This window comes from Cohnella cellulosilytica, assembly GCF_042431195.1.
In the GTDB taxonomy this organism is placed as follows: domain Bacteria; phylum Bacillota; class Bacilli; order Paenibacillales; family Paenibacillaceae; genus Cohnella; species Cohnella cellulosilytica.
On record NZ_JBHMDN010000010.1, the window covers coordinates 137,998 to 159,159 of the forward strand.

A 21,162-nucleotide genomic window follows, 5' to 3' on the forward strand; every position below is an offset into this window, starting at 1 on the left:
CTACCTAAGCAAAATGAACTTCCTTCGCCAAAGCTACTTTTCTGATGATTTCCTCGGCGCTCTCATAAGGGTTCCACATGCTCTCCGCGCATAACGCCGCTGGGAACCACATATACCGCTCCCATAGTCCATGCTCGACCAACGCCTCGGCGGCAATCCGTTTCGGGTTTTGCTCCACAATGACCTTCAGCGTATCCAACAGATTGTGCAGGTTTTTCATCCAGTAGGCTTGCTGATGTCTCCACTGCTTATAAGGTCGGGCTTTCTGACCGGACAGGCTGTCAATTAACGCTTCACCGGCTTGGCCGAGCACGATGACGCCTTTCTGATGCTCGAAAGCAAACCAGTTCAGGAACGTTCCACCCTTGATGACTAAGCCGAAATCCTCCTGCTCGCCTCGCAGCCCGCTGATGTTGGCCGTATACTGCATCGTTTCGGCTATCGACTGGTTATCGTTCGCATCGTAGCTGTACGGGAACGCCCCGGCGTCTTCCCAGGTCATGTTTACCCTTGGGTCCAGCTTCGCGAGCAGCGGATAATTCTCTTCGATCGACGTCGCATGGATGCCGAACTTGAGCCATAGCTCAGGGTGTCTCTCCAACAGCTTCCCGGCGATGTGGTTCACCCAGTCCACCACGACCTCCGCAATCAGCTTGCCGCCGATATGCTTATCCTTCGTTTCCGTGAACGTCTGAAAATAAATGCCGTCGCCGCCCAGATGAGCGTACTGCGTCTCGTAAGTGTCGAGCACGCGCTCCGTCCATTTGTTCAGCTCTTCCGGGTCGTTCGGATCGCAATCCTCGCCCCAGCTCCAGGAGAACGACCAGATGACTTTAATGCCCCGGGAATGCGCGTAATCGGTCACTTCCTTGGCGTTGATGGGAGCGAAATCGTTCCAGATCGTAATGAAATTCAACTTCCACTTGGCCATGTGGTCAATGTATTTGCGATAGTCGTAGATGACGTGCCCCCATGTCCAGAAGCCTCTCTCGGCAATGGCCGGAGCGCTGGAAGCTTCGTATTCCGGCATCGGTTCGGTAAAATTCTTTTTCTTCTCGTATAGATCGTCCTCGTTCGGGTCCAAATAATAGTGCTCGAAATCGTTCACGCCGTACAACGTCCCATTCCCGTCCGCGCCGGCGATCACGATCATCTGCCGCTCCGGGTTGAGCGGGCTGGCGAACACTTTAATGGCATACCCTTCCGCTTTCGGATTCGGCTGGATGTGACCTTGCTCCGCCAACTCCGCGATCCATGGATTGGAGCGGACGGTGCCCAGCACAATCAGGTTGTAGTCGCTCAAACTTTGCTTGTCCGTCGCATGCGAGTGCAGCGTCATCAAATACGGCACATGCGGCTGCACGATATTGTACAGCACGTCGAGCGCATGACGCTCCACTCCCTCATATTCTCCGTGAACGATCGTCCAACGGTTTCCTTCGTGTTTAACGTAATCCAAGTAAGGCTCCTCCTTGCTTCTGCTTAAATTACCGCTTCATTTGCTGCTTGAATCGACCGTTCTAGCTGGCTTGAATTTCGTTCACAACAAAATGGTTCCACAGCAGGTTTGCGCTGTTGATTTTAATGCGGATCGCCTGGATCCCGGTCACCGGAGCGAAGGTCACCGTCTTCGTCTCGATGGCGGCGCTATTGCTCGTATAGCTTAGCGTGCCGGAGGACCCTACCGTGCTCCAACTCGTGCCGTCCGTGGATACCTCCACGTCAAAGCTCGTAATGCCTTGCCCCTGACAAAAATCGCAGGTTATGCTCAGCTGCTGATAAGACTGCGGCTGGCTGTTGGTCAAGGTCAAATATTGCGGAAAAGTTGGATTATCCGCGCTGACGTAAGCCGTGCCTTGATCTCCGTCGATGGCACGCGAGGCCGGGAACGATCCGTTAACGCTTGTTGCGCTGGCGGTCGCCGTATTCGGAAAGCCGGCGCTATACGACGGGGTCATCTCATTCACCGCAAAATGATCCCACTGTATATTCGCGCTGTTGATTTGGATGCGAATGCCTGTAATTCCCGTTACTGCCGTGAAGTCCACGACGCTCGTCTCAATGGCCGCGCTATTGCCCGCATAGCTTACCGTGCCTGAGGACCCTACCGTGCTCCAATTCGCACCATCCGTTGTCACCTGTACGTCGTAGCTCGTAACGCCCTGCCCTTGGCAGAAATCGCAGGACACACTGAGTCGGTTAAACGTCTGCGGCTGATTGTAATAGAGGGTCAAATACTCCGGGAAAGCCTGAGAATCCGCGCTCACATAGGCCGTACCCTGGCTGCCGTCGATCGCGTTGGAGGCCGGGAACAGATTGTTGGCGTTCGTCGCCGCGGCGAATTTCTCCGCCGGAGACAGCTCGATTCTGACCGCCTGCTGCGAGGAATACGGAATCTTCCACGTTCCGTTGCCGTTATCCACGACAGCTATATTGCCTTGGCTAACCCAGTTACCGCTGCTGTCCATATAGCCGTAAGTGGCCGAAGCCGGATTTTCCTTGGTCGTAAAATAAACATTCGCGGAATTGGCCGTATCCGATACCGCATAGAAATAGCTTCCGTTATTGACGACCATGCCCACGGAACTGTCCGTCGAATAGAAGGCCATATCCTTGCCGGCTACCGACTTGAACGCATTGTAGGATGAGGTCGGATTGTCGCTCTCGATGTTGTAGCCCGCCATTCTCGACGGGTGCGCAGCCGCGATCAGGGAGCCGACTTTATTCATCGCATTGTTCAGATTTTTCATATCGGTCGCTTGCGCCGTAAACGGCGGCAGCGTCCCGAGCGTCCACGTATTGTACAGGGTCGCTCCCAACATCCCTTGGTTGGAGAAAGTCCACGAGTCGTTAAGCTGGTACACTTCGTAAAATCCGCCGTTTACGAGCGCCGTCAAGGTCAGCGAAGACGAGTTGCCGAAGTCGCCCGCATTCTCGGGAATGTAGGTCAAGCTGGAATTGCCGTGGTCGTTGATCGCGTTCATCACCGCAGTTACGTTCGACGAATAGAGATCGGGACCGTTAAAGTCGATGTGCGGGCTGCTGTTTTTAATATCCGGATCGCCGGTCGTATAGCCGGCCAGATTCACTCTCGTAGCCACAACGTAATCGGACAGCTTGACCTGCTCCGCCAGACTGTTCAGGACGCTGAGCCACTCCGTCTTGTTGGCCTCGTAATGGGCGGCCAGATTCGGCTCGTTGTTCACTTGGAAGAGAACCACTCTATGATTGGTGTCGTATACGGCCAAGTGATCGAACAATGCTCTGATCGCCTGTCTCTCCCAAGCGAACAGGTTGGCGGCATCCGTGCCTTGCGAAGGAAGGTGAGGCGTGTTGGCGCCTGAACCGACTCCGTCGCCGTTATTCCAATATTTGTTGTGATTCTGCAAATAAGGAGGCACATTCGTGTTCCAGCCGTAAGGGTATCCCGATAGCACGCCGCCTCCACCCACATTAGTGCCAAACCAGACAATGTCGATATACAGATCGTACTCGTTCGCCCAATCAACGTACTGATCGATGATCGTCCAGTCGTACACGCCCGGCGTATTCGTCAGCTCCAGATCGGACCAAGTCAACTGCTGTTGAACGACCTTGTAGCCGAGCGCCTGCGTTTTCTCATAGGCGTTCTCCAGCCAACTCAGCGGCATAGGCGTCGGGTACGGCGCGTAAGGAGGATTGTCGTTGGCGTACCTGCCTTTTAATTGGGTTGTGCCGGTATTTTGAATGCCGAGGTACAGAAACGGGCTGCCGTCTTTTTGCAAATAATACTTGCCTTCCGGGCTTTGCACGACTTGCGACACGATCGTTTGCGCAGAAGCTCTGGAAGAGCAGATCACGGCAATCACAAGTGCGAGCAAAGCCAAACCGGCATATTGAACCGTTCTTTTGAGCGTAAAACTGTACATTTTCAAATCACCTCTCAAGTGAATTGGACATGCCTCCGTTGCGGGTTATCCTTTTACCCCGGAGCTTGCTACGCTTTCTACGAACTGACGTTGAAAAATAAAGAACAGCAGCATAACCGGCGTCATCGCGATCACGCTGGCGGGAATCAGCGCGGAAATTTTGACCGAGTTGTCGGACGATTTCGCCAGGAAAGTAAGCGAGATCGGCAGCGTCCGCATCTGGTCGGAGAGAACCACAATGTTCGCCCAGGCATATTCATTCCAAATGAACGAGAACGCCATAATGCCCAGCGCGGCGATCGCGGATTTGAGCAGCGGCAGCGCGATCCGGAAGAAAATGCGGTACTCCGAGCAGCCGTCGATTCTGGCCGATTCGAGAATTTCATCCGGGATGGCGCGGGCGAATTGCATCATCAGAAAGACGCCGAAGCCGCTGTAGAAGAACGGAATCGCCAAGCCCAGATGGCTGTCTACCAGCCCGAACGACTTTACGAGATTGTAAACCGGCAGAAAAGTAATCTCCTGCGGCAGCATCAGCGTCGCCAGCACGAACACGATCATAAGGCTCTTAAATCTGAAGGAATACTTCACGATCACATATCCGCTGAACGCATTAAGGAACAGGTGGAACACAAGCATCAGCACGGATACGGACACGGAATTCCACAGCGCGCTCCCGACCTGTCCGACTTCCCAGGCGTTTTTGTAGTTGTCCAAAGAAATGTGCTGCGGAATCCACCGGAACGGAACCTTGAAAATTTCCCCGGGCCCCTGGAACGAAGCGGACACGAGCCAAATGACAGGGGACAGGAGTACAAAGGCGACCGCCGCCATCCCCAGCAAATAAACAAAGTCCAGCCAGCTTCTGCTCGCCTTCTGCGTATTCACGTCTTCATCCCCCCTGCTCGGAGAAAAATTTGGTCAATTTCAACTGCAGCAGGGATATGAACATCGTAATCAAGAAAATGACAATCCCCAACACCGAGGCGTAGCCTACGTTCCTCGATACAAACCCCTGATCGAACATATACATCAGAATCGTCTCCGTCGAGCGGTAGGGGCCGCCGTTCGTCAGAATGACGACCGAGGGATACGTCTTCAAGTAGATCGACACGGCGATAATCGAGGAGAAGATCATGACCGGCTTTAATTGCGGCAGCGTAATCCGGAAAAACAACTGCCGTTTGTTCGCCCCGTCCATCATGCCGGCTTCCAATTGCTGCGTGTCGATGCCGGAAATTCCCGCCAGGAAAATGACCATAAAATAGCCCATCAGCAGCCACACGCTCAGCATAATAATCGCAACCATCGCCCAGAACGGGTCGGTGAGCCAAGCTACCTTTTTCAGCCCAAGGCCGGTCAAAATGCTGTTCACGTAGCCGAGCTCGTCGTTGAACCACACCTTGAACGTGATAGCGGCCACAATCGTCGAGACGATGTAGGTGGAGAAGATCGCTCCCCGGATGACGGCCTTGCCCAGCTTCAAGTAAAACACGGCCATGGCCAGCGCCAAGGAGACGCCCAGCGTCAGCGGCGTGCTGACCAGTGTAATCACAAAGGTATTTTTGAGCGCTTTCCAGGCATACGGGTCATCGAAGAAATGCGCGATGTTTTTCAAACCGACAAATTTCGCACTATTCAGAAAATTATAGTCCGTGAACATCCAGACGACGTTCGTAAAGAACGGATAGTAGAAAAACAGCGCAAAGTACAAAACGGTCGGCGTCAGCACGGCATAGACGATTCCTTGCTTCGACAGCTTGCGTTTTCTCATCTTCGGCGCATTTGCTATAGCTGCTATACTTCTCACTCCCAAGCGCATCGGCCCGATCCGGCCTATCGCGACCGGGCCGATGTGTTCTATGTTCGGATATCGGGCTTACGTTAGGAATTCGACGCCTCTGCTATCCCTTTGTTGATTTGCTCGGCCGCTTCTTTCATCGTAGCCGTCACATCCGCTCCGCCGATCAAGATTTTTTCAAGCGCGGCGTTGTAGATTTTGGATGCGTCCGGGAACAGGAAAGGCGCTTCCAGGAAGTTATATTTCGTGTTTTGCAGCTGCACCTTCTCCGCCATGCGGCCTTCAAAGGTGCCGTCGGCCTTCCAGGTCGCCTGAAGCTCAGGATCGTCGTATAGCGCCAGGTCGGTGGTCAGCCCTTGCGTTTGCAACTGGAATTCCTTGGATACGAGAATTTCGATAAAATCGAGCGCTTCCTTCTTACGCTTCGACTGCTTGAATACCGCCCACTCCACGCCGCCGACGCTGGTTGTGTTTAGACCGGATGAGCCTTGCGGCATCGGCGCGTAGCCGGCGTTGATGTTCGCGTTGATCGTTGCAGGGATGTCCCAGTCGCCGCAAAACCATACCGCGACTTGACCGTTGAGCCAGAGCTGGTCGTAGCTTCCGTCGATTTTCGGCGCCCACCCGTTATTCACGAAGTCCTGCATAAATTGGTAGGCTTGGATCGATTCCGGCGAGTCGATCAGCGTCTTCGAATAGTCGTCCGTCATTTGCTTGCCGCCGTTGGCCCACAGCCAGTAATCGGTCGCCCAGTTGCCGCCCTCGAAGCTGGTCGCGTAGATCGGCTTGCCGTCCGCCGTCTGCAGGTTCGCTTCCTTGATTTTCTTGGCGATCGCTGCGAGGTCGTCGAGCGTTTTCGGCGCTTCGTTAAAGCCCGCTTGGGCTAAAATGTCTTTGTTATAGAACATGTAGACGGTGTTGCTGCTGAAGGTGACGCCGTACACTTTGCCATCCAGCGTCATTCTGTCCTTCTGCCCGTCGCTCAGGCGGTCGTAGACCTCCCAGCTTTTCACCGCGTCCGTAATCTCGTCGATGACGCCGGAGCGAAAAAACTCCTTGCCCCAGATCATTTTGCCGACGTCGGCCGACTCTCCGCCGCTTAGCAGAATCAGCTGCTTGTTGCGCAGATCCTGTCCGCCGCTGCCCCAGCCCCCCGTAACGACCTGCACTTCGGCGTTCGGATATTTCTGCTTGAACATTTCCGTCGCTACGTCCAGCCCGTCGCCCTTCAGGTCGGAAGCAACCACTTTCAACGTGAATTTATCGTTCGTGGAGTCCGACGGACTCGATTCCGCGCTGGCAGAGGAGCCGGATGGCGCCGGCGTTCCCGTTGAATCGCCATTATTACTGCTGCCGCATGCCGTCGTGATGCCGGCCAGCAAAATAGCCGAAGCCGCAATGCCGAACAACTTTTTCATTTGCTATGTCCCCCTCGTGGATGTGCAGTCGCAATGGCAGCGCTACCATGCATGTACCTAAATTCTACGTTGCGAGGGAGACGTCCTCAATAACGAGAAATACCGATTCATGTTCTAAAATCATGGATTTGCGTATCGCCGCTGTCGATACTCGGCTGGAGTGACGCCTACGGTCTGCTTAAACACTTTGCCGAAATGGCTCGTATTTTTGTAGCCGACCTCCTCCGCGATCTGATGCACCCCTTTTTCCGTCCTTTCCAGCCGGAGCTTGGCTTGCTCCATGCGAACATTCGTCAAATATTCGAGAAAGTTAACGCCCGTTTTCTGCTTGAATACGGCGCTAATATAGTTTTTGCTCAAATAAAGCCGTTCGGCCAGCAGATGCAGAGAAATGTCCTGCGCGTAGTTCTCCCGAATGTAGGCTTTGATTTTATGCACGACCCGCTCCGCATCCTCTACCTTTGCCGCCGGAGCGAGCGCGGCGAACAGCCGCTCGAAGAATGCGTCGATTTCGGACAGCGTTGAATAAGCCGCCAGCTCCGCAAGCCCCAGCTCCGCAAGCTGTTTCTTCACCGGCTCCGGCGCTTCCAGGCGCGGCAAATTGTGCTTGATCGCAGTCGCGAATTGATAATACTGCCGGTATACGGCATCCAGGTCCTCATCCTTGCGCCGCTCCAGCGTTTCCGTAAAGCCGCGGATCATCGTCCAGGCTTCGTCCAGCAAGCCCAGCTCCAGCTTCTCCGACAGCCGCTCAAATCCGCGCCGCTCCGTCAACGCATCCGGCTCGTCCCCTGCCGACGTCTTCCGCTCCGCAAATCGGTAATTAGGCGGCTTACCTGCTGCATCCCGGTAAAATAGAGCGGCCTTAGCTTGCCGGTAGGCAAGACGGATGTTCTCTTCTCCAGCAAACGGCGCGCTTATCCCGCATGGATGCTCTGCCGCTCCATCCTTCGTTAAGCGGGCCGCAAGCTCTTCGTCCGTCAGTTCCCGAGCAGTCCGATAGAGGAGAATCAGCTCGCCTTTGTAGGCAATGACAGCCGGGTCGCCGCTGCCTCCGATTCGCGAATCGACGCCGTCAGACGGCCTGACGACGACCAATCGCCCGCAGCCGTCCGAGAAATCCGGCATCCCTTCCGGACGCTCCGCGAACGCCGTCTCCTCTCCTGCAAGCAGACGCTCCAAGTAGCCCGTTTTTCGCAGCTCCGCCAATTGCCGCTTCGCAGTCTCCGCCTGCCGCTCCTCATCGATTTTCCGCCCGGCCTTGATCGTCATCTCGACCAGCTTTTTCTCGTCGATCGGCTTGACCAGATAGCCGAATGCCCCGTATTCGATCGCCCTCGCCGCATAATCGAAATCGCGATAGGCGGTCAGAATAATCGTCATTACCGCCAAATTCCTCTCTTGCAATCGCTGCAGCAAATCAAAACCGTTCATCAGCGGCATCCGAACGTCGAGGAACAAAATGTCCGCCCGCGTCCGTTCCAGCTCGCTCAGCGCCTCGATGCCGTTGCCGGCCTCTCCGACGACAACGACCTCCAGCTCGTTGCGGATCAACAGCTTTTTGAGCGCCTGTCGGATCAGAGGTTCATCGTCGATAATGAGTACTCGTTTCATGATTACCACCCGCTATTTTAGAATGGGGATGACCAGCTCGACCTTCGTCCCCTTCCGATATACGGAATGAAAATTCATCCCGTATTGGGGGCCGTATTCGATCTTGATCCGCTGCTGGACATTCGAAAGGCCGATGCTCCTCTCGGATGCCGCCTCATTATTATCCAGTCGGGCGACGACGGCTTGCAGCTCCCGCTCCGTCATGCCGATGCCGTTATCCTCGACCGTAAAATGAATTTGACCGTCTGCGGCAAAGCCCCTGATTCGCAATATTTTCTCGTCCGCCACCTTGTCCAATCCGTGGAACACCGCATTCTCCACGATCGGCTGCAGCAGAAGCTTGGAAATATAGCACAGCTTGACCTGCTCCTCCACCTCGATGTCGACCTGAATCGCGTGATCGTAGCGAATGTTCTGTATTTTCAAGTAGTCCTCGATATAGTTAAGCTCCTTGAAAATCAGCACCCGCTTCTCCTTCTCGTAGAGGGAATATTCCAGCAGATTACCGAGCGCGGTGACGACCTGCTCAATATCCCGGCTCCGCTCCAAAACGGCGAGCGAATGGATCACCTGCAGCGTATTGTTCAGAAAATGCGGGTGGATGTTCGATTCCAGCGCTTTGAACTCCGCTTCTCTTTGCTTGATTTTCCCCGCATACACCTCGTCGAACAGTACATTGATTTTATTGGTCATCAGGTTAAAGCCGCTGCTTAAAATTTTGAACTCCAGATGCTTGTCGTCTTCGGGAATGCGGATCGAGAAGTTGCCTCGTCCTACCTCTCGCATATGGTTCATCAGTTCCATCATCGGCTTCGCGTTTTTGCGCGAGATCACGACCGAGAGCAGAATGCTGAAGACGATGACCCCCAGCAGCAGATAAGAGGTAATGACGTAGGTTTGGTTGACGTTCTTTTGAATTTCCGCCGTTTTGCTTAAATATACGAGCTTCCAGCCCGTCACTTGCGAGGTGGAATAGGTGACCAGCAGCTTCTCCTCTTGAAACTCGGTGCTGTAGTAACCGCCCCCGCTCTGGAAAATCGGCCCGACGTCCAAACCCTCCGTGATGTCGCTGCCGGCTTGAAAGCCCGTGTCGGTTGAATAGATCACACTCCCGGAATCCGTCAGCAGAATGATGCGGTCGCTTTGTCCCAGCTTGGAATGCTCGATAATCTGCGTGATTTTCTCGAAGTTGAAATCGATAAAGCAAATCGCGAGATTTTCCGTCCCATAGTGCATAATGTCCCGGATCGGATAGCTCATGCTGACCACTTTATGATTCGTGAATGCCGAATTGTAATAGTCCGGCACGTGCGTGGAGTAGAAGATCGGCTTCATATGCGGCGGAGCCTGCTCGGCTTCCTTCCAGACGTTCTTCAGAAACGGGGAATTGACGTTAACGGACTTCGTAATCGTCGGCTTGATAAAAAAATCCGGTCGGAAAATAAAAATCTCGCTAATGTCCGGCTTTAGCGATTTGATGTTTTGCAGCATTTGGATGATCTGCTGGGCATTCGTATAGTTCGTGTAGCTGGAATTCGTATCGTAATCGGACAGGCTCGACAGGACAAACGGATGCGTCGCGACCATCTCGAGCGAGGTGACGATCTCGTTAAAATAATTGTCCAGGCTCATATTCGTCTGATTGGAAATTTTCTGCGCATGGGTCAGCATGTCCGACTTCATCGTTCTGGAGAACAACGAGAACATAATGCCGCCGAACAGCGCAAAAGGAAACAACGTAATCAACGAGTAATAGAGCACCATCTTGGCAAATAACGACTCGATGGGCTTCCACCATTTTCGAACCTTGAGTCCTGGCATGCGCCCGCTCCACTCTCCGATTAGAATGCATTTCGGCTTGCTGCAAATTTCCACAAAATCGGCGTTATTTTGTGTCTGATACTAAAGGACGCCGTGCGGGAAGTCAATCCTCGCTATTGACGACCGGATCGCGCTTCCGGGGGAATGGCAATCGCCAAGCAAAAACGCCGTTAGCGTCCCTGTACAGGGACGCTAACGGCGCTCTTCATTCCGCATTACAGCTGGTTTTGGATTCTCGCTTTCAGCGCTTCCTTGCTTTGCAGGCCGACCAGCTTGTCGACCGGTTGTCCGTCCTTGAACAGAATCAGCGTCGGAATGCTCATCACGCCGAATTGGCTGGCCAGCTCGGGCTCTTCGTCCACGTTGACCTTGGCGATCGTCGCCGTTCCTTTCAATTCCTCGGACAGCTCCTCCACGATCGGAAGCTGCATTTTGCAAGGTCCGCACCACGGCGCCCAGAAATCAAGCAAGGATACGCCTTGCGCTACGTTCTCGCTGAAGTTGTCTTTCGTAATCGCAACTGTCATAAGACATCTCTCCTATCCTCAATGTATAAAGTGGAAAATACACCTATGATGATCGGGCCTCTGAATGACCCGCTCCATCCTCGTCGAACCGTCGGACTAAGCCTTCGCCATCGCAGTCAGCCTGGACAGCATTTGTCCGATCGTAATCGATTCCAGATACCTTTCGAGCTGCTGATCCGCGCCGCAGAACACCTCGTTCATCACCTCGCCCATATTCGATCCGACCATGCAGTCGGACTCCGGGTCCCCGCTGCACCATTTCGGCGCCAGAGAACCCGCGGCAAGGGCGCGATACACATCGGCCAGCGTCATGTCTCCCGGATCCCGCGACAGCCTGTAACCGCCGCCCGAGCCTTCCCGGGTATCCACAAAGCCGTTCTTGCGCAAACAGCTCATCACCTTGCGAACGCGCACCGGATTGGTGCAGACGTTGGTCGCGATCTCTTCGCTGGACGCCATCCCGTCGGGTCGATGCGCCAAGAGGACCAAGCTGTGGACAGCTATGATAAACTCACTGTTCATTCGTTCAGCCTCCCCGGTGATTACTGTAATAATAACAGTTACAGTTGAGGCTGTCAATAGCCGGTCACTCTCGGTATTATCTCCCGCAGCATCGTGCTTCTATGCTGGAAGCGCGTGTTCGCGGCGCCTAGAAGTCGACATGGTCCGGGTCCTTGCCGAAGCGGCGGTTCTCGTTCAGCCCGTCGATGGCCACGATGTCTTCCGGCTCCAGCTCGAAGTCGAACACGTCGGCATTTTCGCGGATGCGCTCCGCTCTCGACGACTTGGGAATCGTGACGACTCCCAGCTGAAGCTGCCAGCGAATGAGAATTTGCGCCGGCGTTTTGCCGTATTTCCCGGCAAGTCCGGCGATCAGCGGCTGATCCAGCCGCCCCTGCATGAGCGGCCTCCACGATTCCAACTGAATGCCCTCCTTGCGGCAAAAGGCGAACAGCCTTTTCTGCGTGAGCAGCGGGTGCATCTCCACCTGGTTCACCATCGGCTTGACACGGCAGCTTCCCATCAGGTCCTCCAGGTGGGAAATATTGAAATTGCTGACCCCGATCGCCCGGACGAGCCCTTGCTCGTACAGATCCTCCAGCGCGCGATAGGTTTCTTTATATTTTCCGACGACAGGCCAATGAACGAGGTACAGATCGGCGTAATCCGTATCCAGCCTCTCCAGACTCCTCTTGAACGCGGCAATCGTGCTATCGTAGCCCTGCTCGTCGTTCCACACCTTGGTCGTGACGAACACTTTTTCCCGGGGAACGCCCGAAGCCCGAATCGCGCGCCCGACGCTTGACTCGTTCCCGTACAGCGACGCCGTATCGACGCTGCGGTAGCCCGCCTGCAGCGCGGCCAGCACCGCGTTTTCCGTTTCCTCGCCGTCCTGCGTCCTCCAGACGCCCAGCCCGAGCCGCGGCATCTCCGTTCCGTTCAACAGCTCGACCGTCGAATCGATCGTCAGTTTCATTCCTCGTCCTCCTTGTTGCGCCGGCCCGCCCGTCATCGCAACTTAAGTTCGGTCAAGCGGGAACCGTTAGTCCGATCACGAGGGAACCGTTGCTGTCTTTTTCTATATTATCATGTTACCTTTCGAACCGTACATTGAATCCGGCCGTACCGTCTGCCATACTAGGGGAAACAGACTCATTCCAATCCGAAGAGGTGGCCGCGATGAAAATAGACGTATATTCCGACATGGTATGTCCGTGGTGCAGAATCGGCAAGAAGAACATGAACGATGCGATCGACGCCTGGCAGGAGCAGACGGGACAGGGGGTCGAGGTCAGCTATCACGCCTACCAGCTCGATCCGTCGGTGCCGGCAGAGGGACTGCCCTTCGACAGCGTTATGGAGAAAAAGATGGGCGGAGCCGACCGGCTGGGTCCGATGCTGCAGCGTGTGACGGAGGCCGGGGCCAACGTAGGCGTAACCTTCCGCTTCGACAAGGTGGAGCGGATGCCGAATACGGTGCTGGCGCACCGGATCACCGCCCTGCTCCCCCAAGAGGACGAGCCGACCTGGATCGAAGCGGTCATGAAGGCCTATTTCGAGGACGGCCGGGACATCGCCAAGCTGGACGTTCTGCTCGCCGTCGCCTCCGAGCTCGGCCTCGACGCCGAGGAAGCCCGGCGCTTGCTCGATAACGGGGAAGGTCAAGCGGACGTCGAGCAGGATATGGCCGCCGCGCAGGCGATCGGCATCTCCGGCGTGCCCTTCTTTATTATCGACAACAAATACGCCCTGTCCGGCGCCTACCCTTCGGCCCAGTTCCTGGAGGCGTTCAAGAAAATTTCCGAAGCCGTCTGACCGGTTGATTGCCGCGATTGCCGGTCTCCAGCATCAATAGGGCATCTGCGGACCGTTAGCGATTGCGGGCGTCCTCGGCCGGCATTTCGTCGGTTACACCGCGAAGCGTCTCCAGGAACGCTTCCACCGTTCTCGTCCGCAGGTCGCCCCGGCGATACAAAATATGAAAGCTTCGCCTGAAGGGAAGCCCTTCGGCGCGAAGATTCTTCAAGGAGCCGAGCCCGAGCTCTTTGCGCAGCGCCCAGCGCGACAGCAGAGAGATGCCGAGCCCGGCTTCTACCGTCTCTTTGATCGATTGCGTGCTGCCGAGCTCGATCATCCGCGCAGGATGAATGCCCAGAGATGCAAACAATTTGTCCGCGGCAGCCCGTGTGCCCGAGCCCTGTTCCCGGACAAGCCAGGTTTGCCGCTCCAACTGCGCGGGGTCGACTCGTGTAGAATCGACAAGCGGATGGTTCGCGGCAGCCGCGATATACATCTCGTCCTCCGCCAGCCGCTCCGCTTCCAATCCCGAACCGATATCCTCGCCTTCCACGATGCCGACGTCCAGAACGCGGGTCCGCACCTTCTCCGCAATATCCGCCGTATTTCCGATCGTTACGCTTGGCCGGATATCGGGATATTTTTCATGCAGCTTCGCCAGCGCTCGCGGAAGCACGTATTCCCCGAACGTGTAGCTGGCACCCGCCGATAGCGGCCCCGCCGCGCGTCCGGTCAGTTCGCCGACCATCTCCTCCATCCGGCGATGCAGCTCTCCAATTTCCCGGGCGTGGTGGAGCACGATTTCTCCGGCTTTCGTCAGAGAAACCGATTTGTTGCTGCGAACGAGCAGACGCGCGTTCAAGCGCTCCTCCAGCGCCCGGATGTGCTGGCTTACCGCCGGCTGGGTCATGTGCAGCCGCTCCGCCGCCCGAGAGAAGTTCCGCGCTTCGGCCACTGCGATGAACACCGTCAAGGATTGCTCCATCTTCAACCCCCTTTCATAAGTCTAATCTTATAATAAAATAATAATAATTAATTTTCCTTATTATAAATTCAAGCGTATGCTGATGGCAACAGAATCGACAACGGAGGTTCAGCCATCATGATCGTCAACCCCATCCGCCCCATCGCCGCCTTGCCGTCGAATCATCCGCGTCTGGCCGGTGTTCTGCTTACGCTGTCGCTTGCGCTGATCGGGTGGGCCATCTCGCTCATTCCCGGCCCGGCCAAGCTCGGCCCGCTCGCCTGCACGCTGCTGCTCGCGGCCGCTTACCGTCATCGCTTCGGCTATCCGCACGCACTGGGCGCGGGAATCCGCTTCTCCTCCGGAACGCTGCTGCGCGCCGCCATCGTCCTGTTCGGCCTGAAGCTCGACATCGTCGAGGTGCTGCGGCAGGGCCTGCCACTGCTGCTTAGAAGCGGCGGAACGGTCGTCTTCTCGCTGGCCGCCGTGTTCGCGATCGGCCGCCTGCTCCGCGCCGACCGCAAGCTGATCGCCTTGCTGGCGATCGGCACCGCGATTTGCGGAGCGGCGGCGATTGCGGCCGCAGCGCCGCTGCTCCGCTCCAAAGACGAAGACACGGCCATCAGCGCGGGGCTGATAGCCGTGATCGGCACCGTATTCGCGACATTTTATACGCTCATGCTGCCTTGGCTGCCGCTCTCCCCGGAGAGCTACGGCATCTGGTCCGGCCTGACGCTCCATGAGGTCGCGCATGTCGCCATGGCCGCCGCCCCGGGCGGGCCGGACGCGTTGGCGGACGGCCTGCTCGCCAAGCTGAGCCGCGTCGCCTTGCTCGCGCCGCTGTGCCTGGTCATCGCGGGAGCCTCCAAGCTCCACGGTCGCCGGGGCGGGGAAGACGACGAGGTCCAAACCGCCGAAAGCACCGGCTTTAAGTTCCCCTGGTTCCTCGTCGGCTTCATCGCCGTGAGCCTGTTCGGCAGCTATGCCTTACCGACCCTGCTGCCCAACCCCGAGCCTTTGCTGCACGAGCTGTCCTATGCGACAACTTTGCTCCTTGGAATGGCCATGGCCGGACTGGGCCTGAACGTCGGCCTGCGCGACCTGCGCAGCCGCGCCCTTCGGCCGCTTACAGCCATGTTCGTCGCTTCCATGCTTCTATCCGCGCTCACTTACTGGTCGCTGTAACGGTTGTGACAGCGAGAGGTGCGCCGGTCGACCGACCGCCGTCATGCAGCGTACACCGCGCGCAAGGAGCCGCGCGGTGCGAAATCCGGACGTGGCGCGGCTGCGTCGGGCATCTCCGAGAGTTCCGAGGCTCCGGGATTCGAGGCACTTTCTTGGCCTCGCCCCCGCCGTCTACTCCCCGTCACCGTTCCCCGGGGCACTCTCTTGGCCTTGGACTCGCCGCTCGCTCCCCGTCACCATTCCCCGAGGCACTTTCTTGGCCTTGGAGCCAGACACCAACCCCCGAGCCCCTCGCCTGCCGCTACTGCGCCAAACGCTCCGAAATCGCGCGCGCGATCCAGACACCCGCCGCTCCCGCTTGAGCCAGACCGCGCGTCACGCCCGCGCCGTCGCCGCCACAGTAAAGGCCGGCGATCTCCGTCTCGAGCGTATCGCTCAGCCTCGGGCGCGCCGAGTAGAACTTCGCCTCCACGCCGTAGAACAGCGTGTGCTCGGACGCGATGCCCGGCGTCACTTTGTCCAGCGCCTCCACCATCTCGATCAGGGATTTCATCGTATTATACGGAAGCACGAGTCCCAAGTCGCCCGGCACCGCCTCGTGCAAGGTCGGCTCGATAAAACCTTCCTTGATCCGGCTCCCCGTCGACCGCCGTCCGCGCCTGATGTCGCCGAACTTCTGCACGATAACTCCGCCGCTCGACAGATCATTGGCCCGTTTGCAGATTTCCCGCGCGTATTCGTTCGGCTTGTCGAACGGCTCGGTGAACTTATGCGAGACGAGCAGCGCGAAGTTCGTATTCGCCGAGCCGAGCGCCGGGTCCTTGAACGCGTGGCCGTTGGCCGCCATGACGCCGCTGTGGTTTTCCACGACGACGTGTCCCGAAGGGTTGCTGCAGAACGTCCTCACTCGCGTGCCCACGGACGTATTAAACACAAATTTCCCCTCGTACAAATGCTCGTTGATTTCCCGCATCACCACATCCGACGTTTCCACGCGCACGCCGACGTCCACCTGGTTGTTGACCATCCCCAGGCGCCGTCTCTTCATTACCTCGGCCAGCCAGCCCGATCCGTCCCTTCCCGGAGCAATGACGACCGTTCCCGCCTCGATCTCTTCCCCGTTCTTCAGCACAATGCCCCGCGCGCGGTGCTTGCCGTCCTCCTTCTCCGTCAGAATATCGGCGACCTCCGTCTTGAACCTCATCTCGATCCGACTGTCCAAATAATCGTAGATCGATTTCAGAATCTCCAGGTTCTGCTCCGTTCCCAGATGGCGCACTTGCGCCCGCAGCAGCTTCAGACCGGCGGCGTACCCTCTGCGCTCGATATCCCGGACCGTTTCCGTCGTCGGATCGGTCACATTGGTCGTCGCCCCATGCTCCAGATTGATCTCGTCCACGTAGCGGATCAGGTCCAGCACCCGCGAATGCGGCAAATAATCGGTCAGCCAACCCCCGAATTCCGTCGTAATGTTGAACTTGCCGTCGCTGTATGCGCCAGCTCCTCCGAATCCGGCCGTAATCGAACAGGCGGGCAGGCAGCCCGCGTATTCTTTTTTCCCGGCGGGAGGCGGGCACAGCTCGATTTTATTTTCCAGAATCGGACAGTGGCGGCGTTTAATTTCGTGTCCTTTGTCCACCAAAAGCACCTTAAGATGCGGAGCGGTTCTCGTCAATTCGTAACATGCGAAAATTCCCGTCGGACCGGCGCCTACCACAATGACGTCGTAACCCATTCGCAGCCTTCTCCTTCCGGTTTGTCCCTTGCGGCCGTCCGGACGGCATAAAAAAATCCCGACCGCCGAAAGGTGTGGGTATCCCACATCCTTCGTAGTCAGGAATTTAAGGCTCCTGGTAGAGACCCTCGGCCCGTATCGCCAAGGATATACGAATGGACGAACAGTTCATGCCTTGTTCTGTTTCCATTACGTAGATTACCCGATCGATCCGTACAAGTCAAGTCGGTTTTCGCCCAATTATTCGCCAATGGATCATATTATCCTCGTTATTCGGACGAGATCCACTCTTTAGCGGATATTTTCCGAACATTCATCCTATAAAAACGATGGAATAACGGTCTTCTGGACCGTTATTTGTGCGGATTCCACCTGGGCACTTTGATTAACGGTCCAACAGGCCGCTAAATGCGCGAAATCCACCCAGTACTTTGATTAACGGTCCAACAGGCCGCTAAATGCGCGAAATCCACCCAGTACTTTGATTAACGGTCCAGCAGGCCGCTAAATGCGCGAAACCCACCCAGTACTTTGATTAACGGTCCAACAGGCCGCTAAATGCGCGAAATCCGCCCAGTACTTTGATTAACGGTCCAGCAGGCCGCTAAATGCGCGAAATCCACCCAGTACCTTGATTAACGGTCCAGCAGGCCGTTAAATGTGTGAAATGCCCCTAGGCACTTTGATTAACGGTCCGTTAGACCATTAAAGTAAGAAGGAGCGGGAATCCGTAACGGATTAGTTGTAGGCGGTTGATCAATTCGAGACTGAAATTGGATAAAAGCATTATATTTTTAACCATTTATGGTATAATGTTTGAAAAAGCGTGTGAAGCACACCGCTCTGGTTCCCGATCCGGGACTAGGGCGGTTATTTTTTCATAAGGAGAGTGTGGAGGTATGGAGAATCAATTTGAAACGGAGTATCACACGTGGCTGAACCGGCATATTAGCGAAAGTCGCGGGGAACGCCGTCGTAGAATTAAGAAGCGTCATGGATTCGGGGAAAGAGTTTTTCTGGAGCATACTTGGTGGCCGGTTGTAGGCAATTTCGATCATCTATATCCTGAGTATGAATTTATTGATGCCGGAGGTAAGCGCTGCTATATGGACTACGGCTATATTCGGTTTCCGGAACCGACTTGTATAGAGTGCGACGGGTTCGGTTCTCATGCGCGCGATATAGATCGCTACACATTCACGCGCGGTTTGGACAGGCAGAATGAAATTGTCCTTGCGAATTGGAACATTCTACGGTTCTCTGTTGACAAGTTAAAAGAGAATCCGATCGATTGTCAGAAGTATATCCGAAGAATGATGGAAGAGTGGTACGGGGAAACGCGACATGAGCTGCTTGAGCTTCCGATCTATCAGAGGGAGATCGTTCGTCTCGCAATTCGCTCGTTGGGCACGTTCACTATCGAAATGGCTTGCGTCTGCTTAGGGAGAAAGGAAAAGTTCGTAAGAAGCGAACTGAGACAACTTATAGAAAAACGGATTTTGGAAAGCGCATCCGGAACGATGCGGATCCATTCCTACCGATTGGCCAATCGGAGCTTCATGCACTAATTTGGGATAGCGTGGATGCGGTCAGGCAGACGGTTAAACGGTCAGGCTTCACCCAGGAACTCGGATAACAGTTTGCCAGACTGTTAAATGGCGAAAATCGCCCAAGCGATCCAAGGAGCGGTCCGTGAGACCGTTCCCGGGCGGATCGACGTCAAAAGCGGCTGGCTAACGGTGCGTCAGACCGTTAACCCCACGCTCCTGCCCAATCCCCACCATTTAACGGTCCATCGCACCGTTAACCTCACACTCCAGACCAACCCCACCATTTAACGGTCTACCGCACCGTTAATCCCACGCTCCAGCCCATCACCCTCCGTTTAACGGACTACCGCACCGTTAATCCCACGCTCCAGGCCAACCTCCATCGTTTAACGGTCCATCGCACCGTTAATCCCGCGTTCCAGACCAACCCCACCATTTAACGGCCTACCGCACCGTTAACCTCACGCTCCAGACAAACTTCCACCGTTTAACGGTCTACCGCACCGTTAATCCCACTCCATCTCACCCCGTCTCCGCCAACTGAACGTCCACCGTGACGTGCAGCGACTGGCCGGACGTGCCTCTGTAGATTCCTTTGACCGGGACAATGTCGGGGTAATCGCGGCCATGCCCCAGCTTGACGTAGCGCCAGTCGACCAGATTGTCGTTCGTCGGATCGATGCCCTGCCAGCCGACGCCGGGCACGTACGCTTCGACCCAGGCATGCGAAGCCTGCTCGAAATCCGCGTCCCGTCCCTGCAAATCCCCGACAAAATGGTACCCGCTCACATAGCGCGCCGGCACTCCCCTCAGACGGCACACCGCAATCAGCAAATGCGCGAAATCCTGACAGACGCCGGACCCGATCTCAAGCAGTTCCTCCGCCTTCGTGTGCACCCCGGTCGACTGCGGCTTGTACTGAAAATCGCCGTAAACCGCGTGAGCCGCGCGGCGCACGAAGCCGAAGACTCCCTCGTCTTCTCCCCCGATCCCGGCGGCATACGCCTCCACCGAAGGATGGAACGACGCATACGCCGTCGGCAGCAAATATTCCGCGTTCGCATCGATAAACTCCAGGCTTCTCACCCTGTGCCACGACTCCTCCGGCCCCCAGGCGGCCTTCCACAGCACGTCGCGATCCCGCGTCACCACCGTCGAATGGGCCGTGATGACCAGCTCCGAATGGGGTGCGTTAGCCGTAAACGAGTGAACCCGATTGCCGAAGAAATCCTCGTAAGACTGCAGCTGCACGTTAGGCTCGACCACAAGCCTGTGCTGATAGCATGCCTGGCGCTCGTCGGTCCGGGGGGTCAGGCGGATTTCATTGACACTGTCCGTCACCGGCAAATCGTAGCGGTATTTCGTGACGTGGCAAATCTCGAGCCTCATGCCGTAACCTCCCGTTCCGGGGAAAAAAAGGTGCCCGCGACCGCCTCGCCCAACTGGCGATTCGTCTCCAGCAGCTGCTGCAGCACGGAGTTCAGCGTATCGAAGGTAATGTCGTCCCGGTCGAGCCAGCCGAGCTCCGACCGTGCCTTGCCCGCAAGCCGGATCGTCCGATCAAGAGCGGGGACCGATTTGCCGGATTCCCGTCTCATGTCCTTCAGATGACGTTCGAACGCGGCCAGCGAGAAATGCGCCGTCCGCGGAAAAGCCTCTTGCAGCACAAGGAATCTCGACACCCCCTCCAGCGTAAGATCGTCCTGCCCCAGACGGCGGAACGCCTCGTAGCCTCCGACCGACTTGAGCAGCGCGACCGTATAGCCGTAAGCGCCCTTCCGCCGCTCCGGCGCAATTCTCCCGACGGATCGGAGCAGTCGAACGACATTTTCCGACCGCTCCAGATAACGCCCGCTTTCGAGCATATGCCACGACTCGTCTCTCAGCGCGATGGACACGGCCATCCCCTGGAACGCCGCCAACCGCTCCTTCAACCCCTGAAAAAAGCCGTGCGGCGACATCTGCGAGATCTCCTCCGTACGCACGCCCTTCAACCACAAATAGAAGCCGTTCAGCAAATTCCACAGCTCGGCCGGAAGCTGCTCCCTGATCTTCTTCAGGTTGTTGCGCGCCTGCTCCACGCAGGACAGAATCGAATTCGGCTGCGTCCAATCCAGCGTCAGGAAGAACAGGACGTCGTTCTCCCGGTACGCCTCGTACCGTTCCTCGTACAAGGCACAATCGCCGATCGCCTCGGCGATTCTTCTCCACGTCGCCTCGGCCTCCTCGCCGTCCTCTTCGCGCAAGTGATAGTAGACGTCGAGCAGCCTGGCGTGATTTTCCGCCCGTTCGGTGTATCTCCCGATCCAGAACAGGCATTCCGCGATCCGATCCAACATAG

General features: G+C 56.3%; 17 protein-coding genes and 1 riboswitch. Of the genes, 3 read left to right on the forward strand and 14 right to left on the reverse strand.

The features are described from left to right. Positions 1–4: 4 nt before the first annotated feature. The 10 genes from ACFFT4_RS06750 to ACFFT4_RS06795 all read right to left on the reverse strand — a co-directional run bounded on the left by ACFFT4_RS06750 (position 5) and on the right by ACFFT4_RS06795 (position 12,566). Positions 5–1,459, reverse strand: coding sequence for a hypothetical protein (locus tag ACFFT4_RS06750; protein WP_378046141.1), 1,455 nt, complete (start codon positions 1,457–1,459; stop codon positions 5–7). Positions 1,460–1,520: 61 nt separating this feature from the next. After that, complete coding sequence (locus tag ACFFT4_RS06755; protein ID WP_378046143.1) at positions 1,521–3,908, reverse strand: discoidin domain-containing protein; 2,388 nt, start codon at positions 3,906–3,908, stop codon at positions 1,521–1,523. A 45-nt stretch (positions 3,909–3,953) separates the two neighbouring features. Further along, positions 3,954–4,796: a carbohydrate ABC transporter permease gene (locus tag ACFFT4_RS06760; protein ID WP_378046145.1), complete on the reverse strand. Its 843-nt coding sequence runs from the start codon at positions 4,794–4,796 to the stop codon at positions 3,954–3,956. Between the two features lie 4 nt (positions 4,797–4,800). Further along, the gene (locus ACFFT4_RS06765) at positions 4,801–5,682 is read right to left on the reverse strand and encodes a carbohydrate ABC transporter permease (protein ID WP_378046147.1); all 882 of its coding nucleotides are present in this window, start codon (positions 5,680–5,682) and stop codon (positions 4,801–4,803) included. A 110-nt stretch (positions 5,683–5,792) separates the two neighbouring features. Then, entirely contained in the window at positions 5,793–7,127 is a 1,335-nt protein-coding gene (locus ACFFT4_RS06770; protein WP_378046148.1) for an ABC transporter substrate-binding protein, read from the reverse strand. A gap of 120 nt (positions 7,128–7,247) precedes the next feature. Next, positions 7,248–8,741: a response regulator gene (locus ACFFT4_RS06775; RefSeq protein WP_378046150.1), complete on the reverse strand. Its 1,494-nt coding sequence runs from the start codon at positions 8,739–8,741 to the stop codon at positions 7,248–7,250. A 12-nt stretch (positions 8,742–8,753) separates the two neighbouring features. Beyond that, complete coding sequence (locus ACFFT4_RS06780; protein ID WP_378046152.1) at positions 8,754–10,562, reverse strand: cache domain-containing sensor histidine kinase; 1,809 nt, start codon at positions 10,560–10,562, stop codon at positions 8,754–8,756. A 215-nt stretch (positions 10,563–10,777) separates the two neighbouring features. Then, positions 10,778–11,089 carry a thioredoxin gene (gene trxA / locus ACFFT4_RS06785; protein WP_378046153.1) on the reverse strand — a complete coding sequence of 104 codons (312 nt, stop codon included), beginning with the start codon at positions 11,087–11,089 and terminating at the stop codon, positions 10,778–10,780. Between the two features lie 96 nt (positions 11,090–11,185). Next, complete coding sequence (locus ACFFT4_RS06790) at positions 11,186–11,611, reverse strand: RrF2 family transcriptional regulator (protein ID WP_378046154.1); 426 nt, start codon at positions 11,609–11,611, stop codon at positions 11,186–11,188. Between the two features lie 127 nt (positions 11,612–11,738). Continuing rightward, entirely contained in the window at positions 11,739–12,566 is an 828-nt protein-coding gene (locus tag ACFFT4_RS06795) for an aldo/keto reductase (RefSeq protein WP_378046155.1), read from the reverse strand. 203 nt (positions 12,567–12,769) lie between these two features. Between ACFFT4_RS06795 and ACFFT4_RS06800 the strand changes: the two genes are divergently transcribed. After that, a complete protein-coding gene (locus ACFFT4_RS06800) occupies positions 12,770–13,405 on the forward strand; it encodes a DsbA family oxidoreductase (protein ID WP_378046156.1) in 636 nt (211 codons plus the stop codon). Positions 13,406–13,460: 55 nt separating this feature from the next. Here the strand turns inward: ACFFT4_RS06800 and ACFFT4_RS06805 are convergent, their stop codons facing one another. After that, a complete protein-coding gene (locus tag ACFFT4_RS06805) occupies positions 13,461–14,372 on the reverse strand; it encodes a LysR family transcriptional regulator (protein ID WP_378046157.1) in 912 nt (303 codons plus the stop codon). Between the two features lie 117 nt (positions 14,373–14,489). Between ACFFT4_RS06805 and ACFFT4_RS06810 the strand changes: the two genes are divergently transcribed. Continuing rightward, positions 14,490–15,536 carry a YeiH family protein gene (locus tag ACFFT4_RS06810; protein ID WP_378046158.1) on the forward strand — a complete coding sequence of 349 codons (1,047 nt, stop codon included), beginning with the start codon at positions 14,490–14,492 and terminating at the stop codon, positions 15,534–15,536. 301 nt (positions 15,537–15,837) lie between these two features. On the opposite strand, the gene ACFFT4_RS06815 is transcribed toward ACFFT4_RS06810, so the two are convergent. After that, complete coding sequence (locus ACFFT4_RS06815) at positions 15,838–17,271, reverse strand: NAD(P)/FAD-dependent oxidoreductase (protein ID WP_378046160.1); 1,434 nt, start codon at positions 17,269–17,271, stop codon at positions 15,838–15,840. 75 nt (positions 17,272–17,346) lie between these two features. Next, positions 17,347–17,446: riboswitch (purine riboswitch) on the reverse strand. Positions 17,447–18,170: 724 nt separating this feature from the next. Here ACFFT4_RS06815 and ACFFT4_RS06820 point away from each other — a divergent pair. After that, entirely contained in the window at positions 18,171–18,839 is a 669-nt protein-coding gene (locus ACFFT4_RS06820; protein WP_378046162.1) for a DNA-binding response regulator, read from the forward strand. 504 nt (positions 18,840–19,343) lie between these two features. Here the strand turns inward: ACFFT4_RS06820 and ACFFT4_RS06825 are convergent. Both ACFFT4_RS06825 and ACFFT4_RS06830 read right to left on the reverse strand, forming a co-directional pair. Next, positions 19,344–20,210 (reverse strand): transglutaminase family protein, encoded by an 867-nt coding sequence (locus tag ACFFT4_RS06825; protein WP_378046163.1) that lies wholly within the window; start codon positions 20,208–20,210, stop codon positions 19,344–19,346. Continuing rightward, entirely contained in the window at positions 20,207–21,160 is a 954-nt protein-coding gene (locus ACFFT4_RS06830) for an alpha-E domain-containing protein (protein WP_378046165.1), read from the reverse strand. Before ACFFT4_RS06830 ends, ACFFT4_RS06825 begins: the two co-directional genes overlap by 4 nt. Between the last annotated feature and the right edge of the window lie 2 nt (positions 21,161–21,162).

Bases quoted from the DNA above. Each gene is read 5' to 3' on its own strand.
- ACFFT4_RS06755 (WP_378046143.1), bottom strand. From the start codon at position 3,908: ATGTACAGTTTTACGCTCAAAAGAACGGTTCAATATGCCGGTTTGGCT.
- ACFFT4_RS06765 (WP_378046147.1), bottom strand. From the start codon at position 5,682: ATGAGAAAACGCAAGCTGTCGAAGCAAGGAATCGTCTATGCCGTGCTG.
- ACFFT4_RS06770 (WP_378046148.1), bottom strand. From the start codon at position 7,127: ATGAAAAAGTTGTTCGGCATTGCGGCTTCGGCTATTTTGCTGGCCGGC.
- ACFFT4_RS06775 (WP_378046150.1), bottom strand. From the start codon at position 8,741: ATGAAACGAGTACTCATTATCGACGATGAACCTCTGATCCGACAGGCG.
- ACFFT4_RS06780 (WP_378046152.1), bottom strand. From the start codon at position 10,562: ATGCCAGGACTCAAGGTTCGAAAATGGTGGAAGCCCATCGAGTCGTTA.
- trxA (WP_378046153.1), bottom strand. From the start codon at position 11,089: ATGACAGTTGCGATTACGAAAGACAACTTCAGCGAGAACGTAGCGCAA.
- ACFFT4_RS06790 (WP_378046154.1), bottom strand. From the start codon at position 11,611: ATGAACAGTGAGTTTATCATAGCTGTCCACAGCTTGGTCCTCTTGGCG.
- ACFFT4_RS06795 (WP_378046155.1), bottom strand. From the start codon at position 12,566: ATGAAACTGACGATCGATTCGACGGTCGAGCTGTTGAACGGAACGGAG.
- ACFFT4_RS06800 (WP_378046156.1), top strand. From the start codon at position 12,770: ATGAAAATAGACGTATATTCCGACATGGTATGTCCGTGGTGCAGAATC.
- ACFFT4_RS06805 (WP_378046157.1), bottom strand. From the start codon at position 14,372: ATGGAGCAATCCTTGACGGTGTTCATCGCAGTGGCCGAAGCGCGGAAC.
- ACFFT4_RS06810 (WP_378046158.1), top strand. From the start codon at position 14,490: ATGATCGTCAACCCCATCCGCCCCATCGCCGCCTTGCCGTCGAATCAT.
- ACFFT4_RS06815 (WP_378046160.1), bottom strand. From the start codon at position 17,271: ATGGGTTACGACGTCATTGTGGTAGGCGCCGGTCCGACGGGAATTTTC.
- ACFFT4_RS06820 (WP_378046162.1), top strand. From the start codon at position 18,171: ATGGAGAATCAATTTGAAACGGAGTATCACACGTGGCTGAACCGGCAT.
- ACFFT4_RS06825 (WP_378046163.1), bottom strand. From the start codon at position 20,210: ATGAGGCTCGAGATTTGCCACGTCACGAAATACCGCTACGATTTGCCG.
- ACFFT4_RS06830 (WP_378046165.1), bottom strand. From the start codon at position 21,160: ATGTTGGATCGGATCGCGGAATGCCTGTTCTGGATCGGGAGATACACC.